This window comes from Luteimicrobium sp. DT211, from assembly GCF_049844995.1.
GTDB lineage: Bacteria > Actinomycetota > Actinomycetes > Actinomycetales > Cellulomonadaceae > Luteimicrobium.
In genome coordinates this window covers 515,678-530,834 of sequence record NZ_JBNCMC010000001.1, presented here as the reverse complement: position 1 = coordinate 530,834, position 15,157 = coordinate 515,678, and the positions used below count along the sequence as shown (strand labels likewise).

The 15,157-nt window shown below is 73.1% G+C and carries 11 protein-coding genes; 3 read left to right on the top strand and 8 right to left on the bottom strand.

The window, feature by feature from the left end:
- Nucleotides 1-121: 121 nt before the first annotated feature.
- The 3 genes from ACLQ14_RS02420 to ACLQ14_RS02410 form a co-directional block, all read right to left on the bottom strand.
- On the bottom strand, nucleotides 122-4,378 hold the full coding sequence (locus ACLQ14_RS02420; RefSeq protein WP_425809501.1) for a S8 family serine peptidase: 4,257 nt from the start codon (nucleotides 4,376-4,378) through the stop codon (nucleotides 122-124).
- Nucleotides 4,379-4,527: 149 nt separating this feature from the next.
- Nucleotides 4,528-5,457, bottom strand: coding sequence for an aminoglycoside phosphotransferase family protein (locus ACLQ14_RS02415; protein WP_425809499.1), 930 nt, complete (start codon nucleotides 5,455-5,457; stop codon nucleotides 4,528-4,530).
- 64 nt (nucleotides 5,458-5,521) lie between these two features.
- Nucleotides 5,522-5,971 (bottom strand): VOC family protein, encoded by a 450-nt coding sequence (locus ACLQ14_RS02410; protein WP_425809497.1) that lies wholly within the window; start codon nucleotides 5,969-5,971, stop codon nucleotides 5,522-5,524.
- Between the two features lie 108 nt (nucleotides 5,972-6,079).
- On the opposite strand from ACLQ14_RS02410, the gene ACLQ14_RS02405 reads away from it, so the two are divergent.
- A complete protein-coding gene (locus ACLQ14_RS02405; protein ID WP_425809495.1) occupies nucleotides 6,080-6,850 on the top strand; it encodes a VOC family protein in 771 nt (256 codons plus the stop codon).
- Nucleotides 6,851-6,914: 64 nt separating this feature from the next.
- Here the strand turns inward: ACLQ14_RS02405 and ACLQ14_RS02400 are convergent, their stop codons facing one another.
- Nucleotides 6,915-8,279 (bottom strand): glycoside hydrolase family 15, encoded by a 1,365-nt coding sequence (locus ACLQ14_RS02400; RefSeq protein ID WP_425809493.1) that lies wholly within the window; start codon nucleotides 8,277-8,279, stop codon nucleotides 6,915-6,917.
- An 84-nt stretch (nucleotides 8,280-8,363) separates the two neighbouring features.
- Here ACLQ14_RS02400 and pgi point away from each other — a divergent pair, with 84 nt between their 5' ends.
- Nucleotides 8,364-10,124 (top strand): glucose-6-phosphate isomerase, encoded by a 1,761-nt coding sequence (pgi, locus tag ACLQ14_RS02395; protein ID WP_425809491.1) that lies wholly within the window; start codon nucleotides 8,364-8,366, stop codon nucleotides 10,122-10,124.
- A 252-nt stretch (nucleotides 10,125-10,376) separates the two neighbouring features.
- On the top strand, nucleotides 10,377-11,474 hold the full coding sequence (locus tag ACLQ14_RS02390; RefSeq protein ID WP_425809489.1) for a fatty acid desaturase family protein: 1,098 nt from the start codon (nucleotides 10,377-10,379) through the stop codon (nucleotides 11,472-11,474).
- Nucleotides 11,475-11,495: 21 nt separating this feature from the next.
- On the opposite strand, the gene ACLQ14_RS02385 is transcribed toward ACLQ14_RS02390, so the two are convergent.
- The 4 genes from ACLQ14_RS02385 to ACLQ14_RS02370 form a co-directional block, all read right to left on the bottom strand.
- Nucleotides 11,496-12,278, bottom strand: a complete 783-nt coding sequence (locus tag ACLQ14_RS02385) for a methyltransferase domain-containing protein (protein WP_425809487.1) — start codon at nucleotides 12,276-12,278, stop codon at nucleotides 11,496-11,498.
- A 9-nt stretch (nucleotides 12,279-12,287) separates the two neighbouring features.
- Nucleotides 12,288-12,968 carry a methionine ABC transporter permease gene (locus ACLQ14_RS02380; protein ID WP_425810180.1) on the bottom strand — a complete coding sequence of 227 codons (681 nt, stop codon included), beginning with the start codon at nucleotides 12,966-12,968 and terminating at the stop codon, nucleotides 12,288-12,290.
- Nucleotides 12,968-14,098 carry a methionine ABC transporter ATP-binding protein gene (locus ACLQ14_RS02375; protein ID WP_425809485.1) on the bottom strand — a complete coding sequence of 377 codons (1,131 nt, stop codon included), beginning with the start codon at nucleotides 14,096-14,098 and terminating at the stop codon, nucleotides 12,968-12,970. Before ACLQ14_RS02375 ends, ACLQ14_RS02380 begins: the two co-directional genes overlap by 1 nt.
- Nucleotides 14,099-14,221: 123 nt before the next feature.
- Nucleotides 14,222-15,148, bottom strand: coding sequence for a MetQ/NlpA family ABC transporter substrate-binding protein (locus tag ACLQ14_RS02370; protein WP_425809483.1), 927 nt, complete (start codon nucleotides 15,146-15,148; stop codon nucleotides 14,222-14,224).
- Between the last annotated feature and the right edge of the window lie 9 nt (nucleotides 15,149-15,157).

Genomic DNA, 15,157 nt, shown 5'->3' with positions numbered 1-15,157 from the left:
CTCACGTCCTGCTCAGGTCGGCGGGGTGCACCGAGGCGGCGCCCCGCACCGACGGGGGTAAGCCGAACGGGCCCGGACGCCCACCGCTCGGTGGACGTCCGGGCCCGCCGGCGGCTCGGGGCTATCCGGGCAGCTGGACGAGCGCCATCCCGGAGCCGGACCCGACGTAGCCGTAGACGAGGACCTGGTGCCGGTTGTTGATCCCCATGGGTTCCACGGCGGACAGCGTCGCGGGGTCGATCATCCGGCTGAGGTCGTAGATCCGGCCCTGCGGGTCCCAGACGACGGGGACCGACACGTCCGGCTCCAGCTCGGCGCTCCCGAGGACCCAGCCGTCGTCGGTGACCTTGGTCGCCGTCCCGTTGAAGCCGTAGTCCGGCAGCCGCTTCATGCCCCCGGCCCGGGTCCACACGAAGGCGTCGTCGCCGCTGGTGCCGACGACCGTCCCGTCGGCGCTGATCGCGGTGGCCATCGAGGTCTGCTGGCCGGGCAGGGTGCCGAGGTCCTCGGCGCTGCCGTCGGGGTGCCAGAGCACCGCGTGCTTGGCGTGGGCCACGAGGGAGACTCCGACGACGTACCCGTCGTCGTCGACGGCGAACGGCGTCGTGGCCGACGGGTCGCCGTCCAGGTCGGCCAGCCGCGTGAAGCCGCGCTCCTCGGTCCAGGTCCAGCCCTCGATGTAGCTGTGGGTCAGGCCGTCGGACTCCTTGATCGAGGCCCGAGCGTCGCCGACCACCACGCCCTTGTCGTTCAGGCCGAACGCGCGGGCCGCGGTGTAGGCGCGCCAGTCCGGTCGCCCGACCTGGACCCGCGTCCCGTCCGGCCGCCACAGGCCCACCTGGGTCCCGTCGGACACCGTCTGGATCTCACCGACGGCCGTGCCGTCCTCGTTGGTGTCGTAGACGGTGCCCAGCTTGCCGCCGACGCCCATGTCGTAGTCGACGAACCCGCCGTCCTGGGTCCAGCGCGTCGGGACCGGGTAGCCGGCCACCTGGTGGTCACCGACGACGAGCCCGGCGTCGTTCAGGTCGGAGGCCACCATCGGCTTGAACGTGGACAGCACGGTCGCCTGCGGCGTGGTCACCGCGCCGATCCCTACCTCGGTGTGGCCGATCGTGACGCCCTGGGCGTTGGCGACCGGCACGCTCGCCACCAGGCCGAGGTCGTTCGTCGGCTCGGCGGTCGGGGTGATGGTCGCCCGGACCGGCAACCGGTCACCCGACTGCAGCCGGTGGGTCGCCCGGTCGTCGACCGTGACCGTGCCGATCCCGTCCGAGAAGACCGCCTCGTGGTAGTCGAACGCGGTCGATCCGGACGGGACCCTCGTCCCGCTGACCACCACGTGGTAGGTGCCCGGAGGCGGGTTCAGCAGCCGGAAGCTCACCTCGCCCGGTCGCGGGTCGAGGTCCTTGACGAGCAGCGTGCTCCCGACGAAGACGTAGACCTCGAGATCGGCATCCGCGTCCCGCGGCGTGAAGCTCATGTCGACCTCGGTCACGTCCCGCGGGACGTAGACCCCGGCCTCGTCGGTCGCGCCCTCCGCCACCTCGCCCACCTGGTCCCGGACCCGGCCGACGGCGCCCTGCTCGGCATGCACGTCCGTGGTGCCCCAGTCGTTGGTGGCGGTCATGTCCACGCCCTGGCTCTGGTGCACGGCGAGCTCGTCGATCGTCGTGGTCGCCGAGCCGACCGCGACCCCCTGCAGCGCGACGGACGCCCGGAACGGGTTGTCCGCGGAGACGCTCGTCCGCCGGGCCTCGACCTGGAACTCCCAGACGCCCGGCTCCGGGTCGAGGTAGGCCCGGTCGGTCGGGTTGCAGCTGCCCGGGTCGGACACGGTGAAGCAGGCGCTCGCCGAGGTGTCGTTGCGCGGCATCCCGCTGGGGTCGAAGGCGATGACCCGGACGTCACCCCTGCCGAAGCGGGACAGGTTGAGCTGGAGGTTGGCGACGCCCTCGGGCACCGAGACGAAGAACGACCGGCTGGTCGAGCGGGCGACCAACCCGGACTCGACGACGGTCCGGGTCGGCGCCGCCGCGGCGCGCGGCACGACGATGGTGACCGGGATCAGCAGGTCGGTGCCGTGGGTCGACGGGTCGTCGACCTGCAGGATCGCTGAGTGCAGACCGGCCGTGGCGGGCCGCGCGGTCACCGGGACCTCGACCTTGCCCGTCCCGATGTCGACGCTCTTCGGCGCGGCGAACGTGCCGTCGTTGCCGACCCAGCTCAGCTTGTGGCGGCGGGTCGCGCCGCCGTCGGTGCGGGCCACGGCGACGTCGTACGTCTTCGTGGCGCCGACCTGCTGACCACCCTCGCCGGGCAGGCAGCGGTTGTAGACCCCGGTGCCGGTGTTCGGGGTGGTGAGCAGGGACGAGAGCGAGGTGCAGACCGGTGCGGCGACGTCGTAGGTCCCCGTCCCGACACCCTTGGACAGCACCTTCCACGCCGCGGTCACGTCCGCGAGGCCGCTGCCCTGCGCGGCCGTGGGCACGCCGTGGATCGGCCGCGCGCCGTCGGTCAACGCGGTCTTCAGCCCCCGGGCGGTCACCTCGGTGCGGTCCGCGGAGGCTGCGGAGAGGAGGAGCGCGGCGTCGCCGGTGACCTCCGGGGCCGCCATCGAGGTGCCGTTCATCAGCTGGTACCCGGCAGGCAGGGAGTAGCCGGTCTGGGCGACGCCGGCGCCAGGCATCCAGCTCGGGACCGTGGACACCGCGGCGCCGGGAGCGGCGAGGTCCGGCTTTCCGCCGCCGTCCTCGCCGGGTCCGCGCGCGGAGAACGGGAACATGCCCTGCGCGGCCTTCACGTCGGCGCCGTAGTCGGCCCGCCAGGTCTGCTTGCTGACCGAGGCGGCGACGCTGATCGCGGAGGCGGACGTCGACGGGGGCGACACCGTGTTGACGCCGGCGCCGTCGTTGCCGGCCGAGACGACGATCTGGACGCCGTACTGGTCGATCAGCCGGTCGTAGAGCTGCGCGATCGCGTCGGAACCGTCGTTGAGCGCGGTCAGCCCGCCCACGGACAGGTTCACCACGTCGACGTGGTGCTCGGTGACCAGGTCGATCATGCCCTCGGTCAGCGCCACCGTCGTGCAGCCTCCGGAGAACGTGCAGGCCCGGGCGGAGACGATCTGCGCGCCGGGTGCGGCGCCGCGCATGCTGCCGCCGAGGACCCCGTTGCCCGCGACGATCCCCGCCACGTGGGTGCCGTGCGCACCGCTGACCACCCCGAGGTTCACGTAGTCCGCGGTCTTGCCGACGTTGACCCCGCCGAGCGGCGAGAGGTCGACGTCCTCGCGGTAGTCGACGGTGAACGGCAGCCGCTCGGCGACGTCCGTGGCCGGGTCGTCGGTGCCGAGATACCCGACCTGGTGACCCTCGTCGTAGGGCCGCATCACGGGATCGTCGGTGAAGTCGAAGTCCAGGTTCGCGTCGACCCGGATGTCGTGGGTCTCCGGGTCGTAGAGCACGCCGATCCGGTCGGTGGTGTCGCCGTCGCGGTTGAGGTCGCCCCCCAGCTCGCCCTTGAACGACGCCTCGTTGAGGATGACGAGCCCGTACCGGCCGTTCGGCGCGGTCCACGTGATCCCGCCGGACGTGAAGGTCGGCCCCGTGACGAAGTTCTGCACGCGGGCCCAGCTGGCGTCGTTGTCGACGACGGGGTCGGTCGCGGTGAACCAGTCGGCGATCTTGGGCTGACCGGTCGTGGTCCGCTGGAGCGCCGGCTGGGAGAGGTCGACGCCGGTGTCGAGGATGCCCACGGTCACGCCGCGCCCGTCCCAGGTCGGGTGCTTCGCGGTGAAGTCGGTCGCGCCGGTCTCGCCGACGGGGAGGTAGGGATTGTCGGCGGGGGTGCTCGCGCCCGGAGCCGCGACGGCGGCCTTTCCGGTCGGGGTCGCCGAGACACTCGTGTCCGGGACGTCGAAGGTGCGGTCGAGGTCGATCGCGAGCACGTCGTCCCGGTCGGCCAGCTCGGCGACGTCGTCCGGGGCCACCGTCGCCCGCACGTAGCCCAGCTTGTCCTCGCTCCGGCCGACCACCCCGCCGACGGCGTCGACGGCATCGGCGACCGCGTGGGTGTCGCCCGTCTTGGTCGCCACCAGCACCGTGACCCTGGCCTGATCCTTCACCTCGGCCTTGCGCAGCTCGGTCAGGTCGGGCTGGCCCAGCTTGTCGGCGAGCGCAGCCGTGCCGTCGCTGCGCTGCGTGAACACGGGCCCGTCGGCGTCGCCGTCCGGCGCGGGCGTCTCGGTGGCCTGCCGGTGGGCGGCGAGGCCGGGGGGCTCGTCCAGCCCGGCGGCGTACGTCGGCGCGGCGACGCCGAGCACCGTTCCGAGCGCGAGCGTGGCGATGCCCGCCCGCCGCAGGGTGGCGGACGGCACGCTGCCGAGACGGGATCTACGGGATGGCGACATGAGGGCTGGTCCTCTCGACGGGTCGACGGCGTGACATCGACCCTCCGAGAGAAACAGCAGGTCAGACGCATGTCCACGGCTCCGGCGTGGCGGATGTCCGCCGTGGCGACAATGCGTCAGCGCGCGGCGTACCCGACGTCGTGAGGCGCGGCGCCCAGGACCCGGTCGAGCGCCGCCCGACCTGCGGGACCCCACGCCGGCTTCCCGCCGGGCAGTCCGCGGTCGCCGTTCTGGCCCATGAGCAGCAGGAAGAGGCTCTTCATCGCGGCCAGCCCGCGGGCCCGGCGGACCGTCGCGTCGTCCGTCCCGTACGCGGCGAAGAAGCGGGCGCACCCGCCCGCCGGCAGCAGCACCCAGGCGGCCGCGAGGTCCCACGCCGGGTCGCCGACGGACAGGTCGCCGAAGTCGACCACGCCCGCGAGCGTGCCGTCCGCGACCACGACGTTCGCGGGGTGCAGGTCGCCGTGCACCCACACCGCCGGGCCCTCCCAGGCGGGTGCGGCGACGGCGTCGTCCCACACGGCACGGACGGCGTCCGTGTCGGGGCCGATCGTGGCCGCGTCGAGGGAGCCGAGGAAGTGCTCGAACCCGTCGGTGCAGTCCCGGGGGTGGGCGCCGCGGCCCGTCGCCGTCGGGGCGTCGGCGGGCGCCTCGACGTGCAGCGCCCGGAGGAACGCCGCCAGCGCGTCGGCGGCGTGGTCGCCGCGGGTGATCGATCCGCGGTCCAGCGGCCGGCCCGGCACCCAGGTCATGACGGTCCAGATCTTGGGGAAGCGCTCGGAGGGCGCGCCGCTGCGCACCGGGACGGGGATCGGCAGCGGCAGGCGCGGCGCGAGCTGCGGCAGCCACCGGCGTTCCTTGAGCTGGTGGTCCGGGGCGGTGTCCATGCGCTGTACCCGCACGGCCAGCTCGTCGCCGAGCCGCCACATCTGGTTGCCCCAGCCGCCGTCGACCTCGCGCAGCGGCAGCCCCGCCAGGTCGGGATGCTGCTCCCGCAGCAGCTCTCGGACGAGCGCCTCGGTGACCTCGGTGTCGATGTCCGTCATGTCGTGCAACGTACGGGACGGCGACGCGGCGTTCCGCGCCCCGCGGCGCACCCGCCCCGAACCGTCACCCCACGAACACGCAGAACGGGTGCCCGTCCGGGTCGGCGTACACGCGGAGCGGCTCGTCCGGGTCGTCGGTGCGGTCGAGGAGCAGCGTCGCGCCGAGCGCGAGCGCCCGCTCGTGCTGCACGTCGAGCGCGGCGACGTCGGGCACCGTCGTGTCGAGGTGGAGCTGCTGCGGCACGGCGGCGTCCGGCCACGTCGAGCGCGGGAGCGTCGCGACCTGCTGGAACGCGACCCCGAAGTCCTCGCCCGGCCGGCGCAGCACCAGCCAGTCGGACCCGTTCGGGTCGGGCTCGCCGGGCGGCGGCGGCTCGTCGCCGCGCCGATACACGAGGTCGAAGAACTGCCGGTAGAACTCGGCCAGCCGCCGGGCGTCGGTCGTGTCGAGGACGACCTGCCGGATCCGCGGTGCCGGGGTCGACGTCGGCGGCGGTGTAGTAGGGCTCGCCATCGGTGCACCTCCAGGGTCCCTCCGAGCGTGGCACCGCCGCGCGATGACTTCCACAGGGGGGCAGAGTCGGTACAGGCACCACCCCGTCGACACCTATCAGGAGAAGCCATGCCTGCACGTGGAGAGGTGCCCGCGGGCGCCCCGATCTGGAACGACCTCACCACCGACGACCTCGACGCGACGGTGGCCTTCTACGCCGGCCTGTTCGGCTGGACCCACGAGGGCCACGGCGAGGAGTACGGCAACTACGGCACGTTCTCGCTCGACGGCAAGCCCGTCGCCGGCGTGATGCCGCGCATGTCGCCCGAGCAGCCGCTCGCGTGGACCGTGCACCTGCACGCGCCCGACGTCGCGGCGGCGACCGACGCCGCCCGCGGCGCCGGCGGCACGGTGCTCCTCGAGCCGCTCGACGTCATGGGCCTCGGCAAGCAGGCCGTCGTCGTCGACCCGGCGGGGGCCGCGTTCGCGCTGTGGCAGCCGGGGACGCACGACGGGTTCGCGGTCGTCGCCGAGCACGGCGCGCCCGGCTGGCACGAGCTCCACACCCAGGGGTTCGACGCCGTGCTCCCGTTCTACGGTGCGCTCGGCTGGACCACGCAGCTCATGAGTGACGAGCCGCAGTTCCGCTACGCCGTCGACCAGGTCGGCGAGCAGCAGTTCGCCGGGATCATGGACGACCCGCGCTCGGGCATGACCGGCCCGTCGTACTGGCTCACCTACTTCGCCACCGACGACGCCGACGCCACCGCCGCGACGATCGCCGAGCTGGGCGGGACCGTCGTCCGCGGGCCGGAGGACACCCCGTACGGCCGGCTGGTCAACGTCAAGGACCCGCGCGGCACCGAGTTCTCCGTGCTCGGCCCGAACGTCGGCAGCTGACCGCCGCCCGGCGGACCGCCGCGAGGTAGCGCCTTTGCGCTACGTCGGCGCAGGGTCGCTCGGGTCAGCGGGCGTCGAGCGTGGCGAGGGCGAGCAGGACCGTCGCGCTCGTCCAGACGAGCGGCGCGGTGCCCGCGGGGCTGCCGTCGTGCAGGACCTTCTCGGGGAAGGAACCCGTGACGGTGCGATGGTCGTCGAGCCAGTCGAGCAGCCGCGTCGCGAGCGCCCGGTCGGCGCCGTCACCGGACGCCGCGCCGAGCGCGACGAGCGCGGTCTCCGGGGTCCAGCTGACCCCGTCCTGGGTCCAGTGTGCGCCGGGTGCGAGCCCCCCGCCCGGCCGTGCCATCTGCCCGGCGGCCGCGTGCAGCGCCGCGCGCACGGCCGCGTCGTCGGTGTCGACGCCGCCGTAGTCCGCGGCGACCGCGTCGCTCGCCGGCACGAACGGCGGCAGGAGGAACGCGACGGCCGCGTCGCGCCCACTGCTGCCCGGGTACCGCCCGTACGACGGCGCGAACCCGGCCTCGATCGCAGCGTCCAGCCGACGGGCGGCCGACCCGGCGGCGGTCGCACCCCCGTCGTCGTCGAGCAGGCCGTACAGGTGGGCGGCGGCCCGGAGCCCAGCGAGGAGCGGCGCGGCCGTCCCGAGCGTGACGGTGTCCTCGCGCTTCTCCCAGTAGTCGGGCGACGGCCCGGGCAGGCCCGTCGGCCCGAGGGCGCGGACGGCGGCGTTCGCACCGCGGTCCAGGAGAGGCTCGAACTGGGCGAGGACGGCGGCACGTTCGGCGGCGGGCGTCGCGTCGACGGTCTCGCCCAGCGCCCACAGCAGCCAGCCGATGCCGTCGGTCTGCGGGGTGCGGTCGTCCGGCGGGCCGCTGCCGTCGGGCAGGTAGCGGGCCTCGACGGTTCCGTCGGCGGCCTGCGCCCGTTGGTAGAAGGCCAGGACGCGGCGGGCGTCGTCGAGGTGGCCCGTGCGCGCGTACGCGACGGCGACGAACGCGCCGTCGCGCGGCCAGGCGTAACGCCAGGGGCCGGATCCGGCGGCGAGGACGGCGCCGTCGTCGAAGGTCATGGTGCGCAGGTCGAGGAGGGCGTCGCGGGCCATGCCCTCCCAACGCGTGCCCGTCGCCGGGACGCTGCCGTCGGCGAGCCAGGCGCGCTGGGCGGCGGCCTCCGCCGTGGCCCCGGCGACGGCGCGCGTGCCGGGCAGGAGGCTGAGGTCGTCCGCGTCGCCGTCCACGTCGACCCGGACGAGGTTCCCGTCGGCGTCGCGCGCCATCGTCGCGAGATAGAGCGGCTTGTCGCTGTAGGGCGTGCGGCCCAGGTGGTTCGTCCCCGCGACGCCCAGCGTCACGACCAGACCGGCGCCGACGACGAGCGCGAGCTCGCGGCGCCACCACCGTCGTTCACCCGCTCGACGTCTTCCGGCCACCCGCGCACTTTACGCCGCGTGGTAGCGCGCCCACGAGGCGGTCGCGCCGGGGCGAGCGCAGCCCGGCGCGACTATCGTCGGACCGTGACCGAGAACTCCTCCGCGCCCGCCTCCCCCGCCGTTCCCGTCGACGCCACCGCGACCCCGTCGTGGGCCGCGCTCACGGGGCTCCGTGACGGCCTCGCCCCGGACCTGCGCGGCTGGTTCGCTGCCGACCCGGGCCGCGCCGAGCGCCTCACGCACCAGGCGGCCGACCTCACGGTCGACCTGTCGAAGAACCTCGTGACCGACGACGTCCTCGCCCAGCTCGTGGCGCTCGCCCGCGACGTCGACGTGCCCGGCCGGTACGCCGCGATGCTCCGCGGCGACCACATCAACGTCACCGAGGACCGCGCCGTCCTGCACACGGCGCTGCGCCGCCCCGCGCTCGACGAGGACGAGGCCGCGACGCCGTTGGTCGTCGACGGCCAGCACGTCGACGACGACGTCCACGAGGTCCTCGGCCGCGTCTACGACTTCGCCGACAAGGTGCGCTCGGGCGAGTGGACGGGCGTCACCGGCAAGCGCGTCGAGACGGTCGTGAACATCGGGATCGGCGGGTCCGACCTCGGGCCGGTCATGGTCTACGAGGCGCTCAAGCCGTACGTGCAGCCGGGCCTCGAGGTGCGGTTCGTGTCGAACATCGACCCGTCGGACGTGTACGAGAAGACGGCGGACCTCGACCCCGAGACGACGCTCTTCATCGTCGCGTCGAAGACGTTCGGCACGCTCGAGACGCTGACCAACGCGCGTCTGGCCCGCCAGTGGCTGTGGGAGAGGCTGGTCGCGGCCGGCGCCATCGAGGCCACGGACGAGGCACGCACCGCGGCCGTCGGGAGGCACTTCGTCGCCGTGTCGACCGCGCTCGACAAGGTCGCCGCGTTCGGCATCGACCCCGCCAACGCGTTCGGGTTCTGGGACTGGGTCGGCGGCCGCTACTCGGTGGACTCGGCGATCGGCACGTCCGTCGCGATCGCCGTCGGGCCGGACCGGTTCGAGGAGTTCCTCGCGGGCTTCCACGCGATCGACGAGCACGTCCGCACCACGCCGCTCGAGCAGAACGTGCCCGTCCTCATGGGCCTGCTCAACGTCTGGTACACGAACTTCCTCGACGCGCACACGCACGCCGTGCTGCCTTACGCGCAGTACCTGCACCGTTTCCCGGCGTACCTGCAGCAGCTCACGATGGAGTCGAACGGCAAGTCGGTGCGGTGGGACGGCACGCCGGTCACCAGCGAGACCGGCGAGGTCTTCTGGGGCGAGCCCGGGACCAACGGCCAGCACGCGTTCTACCAGCTCATCCACCAGGGGACCCGGCTCATCCCGGCCGACTTCATCGCCGTCGCGAACCCGGCCCGGCCGCTGAAGGACGAGGGATCAGGGCAGAGTGACGGCGGGTCCGCTGCTTCCGGCGCGGACGTCCACAGCCTGTTCCTCGCGAACTTCTTCGCCCAGACCAAGGCGCTCGCGTTCGGCAAGACCGCCGACGAGGTCCGCGCCGAGGGCACGGCCGAGGCGATCGTCCCGGCCCGCGTGTTCTCCGGGAACCGGCCGACGACGTCGATCCTCGCCCCCGCGCTCACGCCGTCCGTCGTCGGGCAGCTCATCGCGCTCTACGAGCACATCACCTTCGTCGAGGGCACCGTGTGGGGCATCGACTCGTTCGACCAGTGGGGCGTCGAGCTCGGCAAGAAGCTCGCGCTCGAGGTCGCGCCCGCCGTCTCCGGCGACGCCGCAGCGCTCGAGGCGCAGGACCCGTCGACGAAGGCGCTCATCGCGAAGTACCTCGAGCTCCGCGAGTCCTGACCCTGCGGCGCCCGCCACCCGCGCCTCCCCCCCATTCGCCGACCACGGGACCTCCGCCCGTCTGCCCGAGCAGACGGACCGAGGTCCCGTGGTCGCGGGGCGAGGATCCCGTGTTCGCGCGGTGACGATCGCCGGGCGCGCGCCGGCTTCCCGCCCCCGTCCAGGTCCGCCGCGTAGAGTGTCTGTGATCCGCACCACGAGCGTCCGCTCAACTCCAGGCTGGGAAGTCGACCCGAGCACCTGCGAGGCAGCGTGACCGTTCTCATCCCCACCGCCCCGGCACCGTCGGCGGGGCCGCGCGAGGCCGCGACCGGCACGTATGCCGCCCTCCTGAAGACGGTGCGCGACGCAGGCCTGCTCCGCCGCACGCTCGGGTTCTACGGCACGACCACAGGGATCCTGCTCGCCGCGCTCGCCGCGATCGGCGTGGGTGTCGTCATGCTCGGGGACACCTGGTGGCAGCTCGCGCTCGCGGGCGTCCTCGGGGTCGTCCTCACCCAGTTCGCGTTCCTCGGCCACGAGGCGTCGCACCGCCAGATCTTCACGTCGGGCCCCGTGAACGACCGGGTCGGCCGGTGGCTCGCCAACGGCGTCGTCGGGATCTCGTACTCGTGGTGGATGAACAAGCACACGCGCCACCACGCGAACCCGAACAAGGTCGGCAAGGACCCGGACATCGCGTTCGACACCATCTCGTTCGTCGAGGAGGACGCCGCCAAGCAGACGGGCTGGCGCGCCGTGATGACCCGCCGGCAGGGCTGGCTGTTCTTCCCGCTCCTGACGCTCGAGGGCCTGAACCTGCACCTCACGTCGATCCGCAGCCTCGTCACCGACCGCCGCGAGGGCTGGGTCCGCGAGATCGTCACGATCTCCGTGCGCCTCGCCGCCTACCTCGGACTGATCTTCTGGCTCCTGCCGCCCGGCATCGCCGCCGCGTTCGTCGGCGTACATCTCGCGGTGTTCGGCGTGTACATGGGGGCGTCGTTCGCGCCGAACCACAAGGGCATGGCGATCATCCCCCACGACTCGAAGCTCGACTTCCTGTCGCGCCAGGTCCTCACGTCGCGCAACATCATGGGCGGACGGATCGTCTCCGACCGTGGCCTGACGCAGATCTACGGCGGCCTCAACTACCAGGTCGAGCACCACCTGTTCCCGAGCATGCCCCGTCCGCACCTCGCGAAGGCCCGGGAGATCGTCCGCGAGCACTGCGCCCGGGTCGGCGTGCCGTACACGGAGACGACGACGCTGCGGTCCTACGGGACCGTCGTGAAGTACCTCAACCGCGTCGGCCTCGCCGCGCGGGACCCGTTCGACTGCCCGACCTTCAGGACGCTCCGCCGCCAGTAGTTCCGGCCCGGCTGTCGCGAGTCAGTCGCGCGTCGCGACGACGAACGTCCGCCGGAACGGCAGCACCGTGCCGTACGACCGCTCCGGGTAGGCCGCGCGCAGCCGCGCCTTGTACTCCTCCTCGAAAGCCGGCCGGACGTCGTCGGGCAGCGCGGCGAGCACGGGCCGCGCGCCGGTCGACGAGATCCACCGGAACACCGGGTCTGGGCCGTCGAGCACGTGCAGGTACGTGGTCTCCCACGCGTCCGCGGTCCAGCCCGGACGGGCGAGGACGTCGAGGTACTCGGCGGCGCGGTGCACGTGCACCCGCGCGGTCCCGGCCGTCCACCGCGCGTACGGCTCGGTCGCGGCGAGCTCGCGCAGGAGCACGTGGCTCGGCGCGTCCTGGTTGGCGGGCACCTGGACGGCGAGCGTCCTGCCCGACGACGGCGCCTCGCCCCCGGCCAGGAGATCTCGCCAGCGCGCGAGCACGTCCAGGTGCCCGGGAACCCACTGCAGGGCGGCGTTGCTGACCACGAGGTCGGGGACGTCGTCGGGCACGAAGTCGCGGAGGTCGGCGAGCACGAAGCGCGCCTCGTCCCCGTGCTCGACGAGCGCCCGCTCCACCATCGCCGGGGACGCGTCGACGCCCGTCACGACGGCGTCCGGCCAGCGGGCGTGGATCGCGGCGACGAGGTGGCCGGGGCCCGCGCCGAGGTCGACCACCGTCCGCGGGGTGCCGGGCACCCGAGCGAGCAGGTCGACGAACGGGCGGCTGCGCTCGTCGGCGAAACGCAGGTAGCGCGTGGGATCCCAGTCGCTCACGGCACACCCCTACCGGTGGAGGACACGTCGCGCGAGCGTGTTGCCGAGCATCTGCGCGAGCTGGACGAGCACGATGATGACCGCGACCGCGACCCAGGTCACGATGTCGTTGTAGCGGTTGTAGCCGTACTGGATGGCAAAGTTCCCCAGGCCGCCCGCGCCGACGGCGCCCGCCACGGCCGACATGTCCAGCACCCCGACGAACAGGAACGCGTACCCGAGGATCAGGGGCGCGAGCGCCTCCGGGACGAGCACCCGGATCAGCGCGTTCACCTTGGAGGCGCCCATCGCCCGGGCCGCCTCGATCACGCCCGGGTCCGCGGACACGAGGTTCTGCTCGACGAGCCGCGCGGTCGCGACGATCGTCACGACGGTCATCGGGAAGATCGCGGCCTTGACGCCCAGCGAGGTGCCGGTGATCGCGATCGTCGCGGGGCGGACGGCCGTCAGGAAGATGATGAACGGGATCGGCCGGATCAGGTTGACCACGAAGCTCAGCACCCCGTACGCCCAACGGCTCTGGTAGAGCCCGCCGCGCCGGGTCGAGTAGAGCGCCAGCCCGTACACGAGGCCCAGGATCCCGCCGATCACCAGGGCGGTGAGGACCATCTGGAGGGTCTCGCCGATGGCCTGGCGCAGCAGCGGACCGTAGTAGTCCCAGGTCCACTCGTTGGTCGCGTGGACGATCATCACGCGTCCTCCTTCCCGGGGGCGGTCGCGACCCAGCGGTCGTCGTCGTGGGGGTCGACGGCCGTCCCGAGGTCGACGACGGGCGCTGCGGCGCGGAGCCGCTCGAAGGCTTCGTCGGCCTGGGCTCCGGTGAGCTCGAGTGTGAGGCTGCCGAAGGGCCGGTCCCCGACCTCGGTGACCCCGCCGTAGACGACGGCGGCCCGCGCGTCGAGCCCGCTCGTGAACGCGGTGACGTCGAACCCGCGGCCCGTGTCCGGGAGGGTGACGACCACGAGTCGGCCCGGGTGCCGCTCGCGCAGACGGGCGACGACGTCGGGCGCGGGGCGGTCCTTGAGCGCGGTCTGGATGAACCGGCGCGTGGCGGGCGTCTGCGGGTCGGCGAAGACCTGGTAGACGTCGCCGTGCTCGACGACCTTGCCCTGCTCCATGACGGCGACGCGGTGGCACACGTACTGCACGACGCTCATCTCGTGCGTGATGACGACGATCGTCACGCCGAGCTCGCGGTTGACGCGGCGCAGGAGGTCGAGGACGTCGCGTGTCGTCTCGGGGTCGAGCGCGCTGGTGGCCTCGTCGGCGAGGAGGATGTGCGGCGACGTCGCGAGCGCCCGGGCGATGCCGACGCGCTGCTTCTGCCCGCCCGAGAGCTGGGCGGGGTACGAGCGCGCCTTGTCGGCCAGACCGACGAAGTCCAGCAGCTCCGCAACGCGGGCGCGGCGCTTCTCGCGCGGCCAGCCCGCGAGCCGGAGCGGGTACTCGACGTTGCGCGCCACCGTCCGGGCTCCGAACAGGTTGAACTGCTGGAACACCATGCCGATGTTGGCCCGCAGCTCGCGGAGGCCGCGCTCCCCGAGCTCGGTGACGCGGCGCCCGTCGACGTCGATGGTCCCGGCGTCGGCGCGCTCGAGCGCGTTGACGAGCCGGACGAGCGTCGACTTCCCCGCGCCCGAGTAGCCAACGACCCCGAACACCTCGCCGCGACCGATCCGGAGGCTGACGTCGTCGACGGCGCGCACCCCGCGCGCCACCCTCGCCTCGCCCCGGCCGCGGCCCGCGAAGACCTTGGTCACGCCGTCGAGCACGATGATCGGGTCGGCGCCCGCCTCCGTCGTTCCCGGTGCTGCGCTCATGCGGCTCCCACTGCCTCCTCGGCTCGCCCTGCCGTCGCCCTGTTCTCGCCTGCGTCCGATCACACCACCGCCGCCGCGCTCCCGCGCGCGAAGCCCCCAGCTACCTCGGCGGGACGGGGCGGGTCAGCCCTGCTTGAGCTGGCCCTCGACGTCGGTCAGGTACTTCTGCAGGTTGGCGGGCGTCTCGTGGACGATGACGGCCGTGCCGTCCGAGTTCGCCTGGAGCGCCTTCTCGACCTCGGACGACTGGGCGATCTTGACGAGCTTCGCGTAGACCGCGTTGTCCTTGTCCTTGGCCCGCGTCGCCCAGATGTTGATGTACGGCTTGGCGGCGTCGCTGTCCGGGTCGTCCTGGGCGAGCGCCTCGGACGACTTGAGGCCCGTGTCCTTGATGTAGTCGTTGTTGATCACCGCGCCCGCGACGGACTTGTCCCCGAGCGAGCGGCCGGTCTGGTTCGCCGCGACCGGGGTCACCTTCACCTTGGACTTGCTCGTGTCGACGTCGGCCGGGGCCGCGGACAGCGACGGCGTGCCGTCCTTGAGCGTGACGAGGCCGGCGGACGCGAGCACACCGAGCGCGCGGGCCTGGTTGGTGCCGTCGTTCGGGATGGCGATCTGCGAGCCGGCGGGGATCGCGTCGACGCTCTTGTACTGCTTCGAGTAGAGCGCGAGGGGGTAGATCGCGGTCGACCCGACCGGCACGAGGTCGCCGCCGGTGTTGTTGTTGTAGTCCGCCAGGAACAGGATGTGCTGGAACTGGTTGAGGTCCAGCTCGCCGGACGTCGTGGCGGGGTTCGGCTGCTGGTAGTCGCTGAAGTCGACCAGCTTGACGTGGATGCCCTGCTTCTCGGCCAGGTCGGTGAAGACCTTCCACTGGTCGCCGTCGGAGCCGACGACGCCGATCTTCACCGGGTCGTCGGCCGACCCCTTGGTCTTGTCGCTGCTGCTGCCCGAGTCGCCCGACGAGCAGGCGGCGAGGACCAGCGCGGTGGCTGCGGCGACGACCGTGGCGGCGAGCGGGCCGCGGAACCGACGGCGGGTGCGGGACATGGGGTTCTC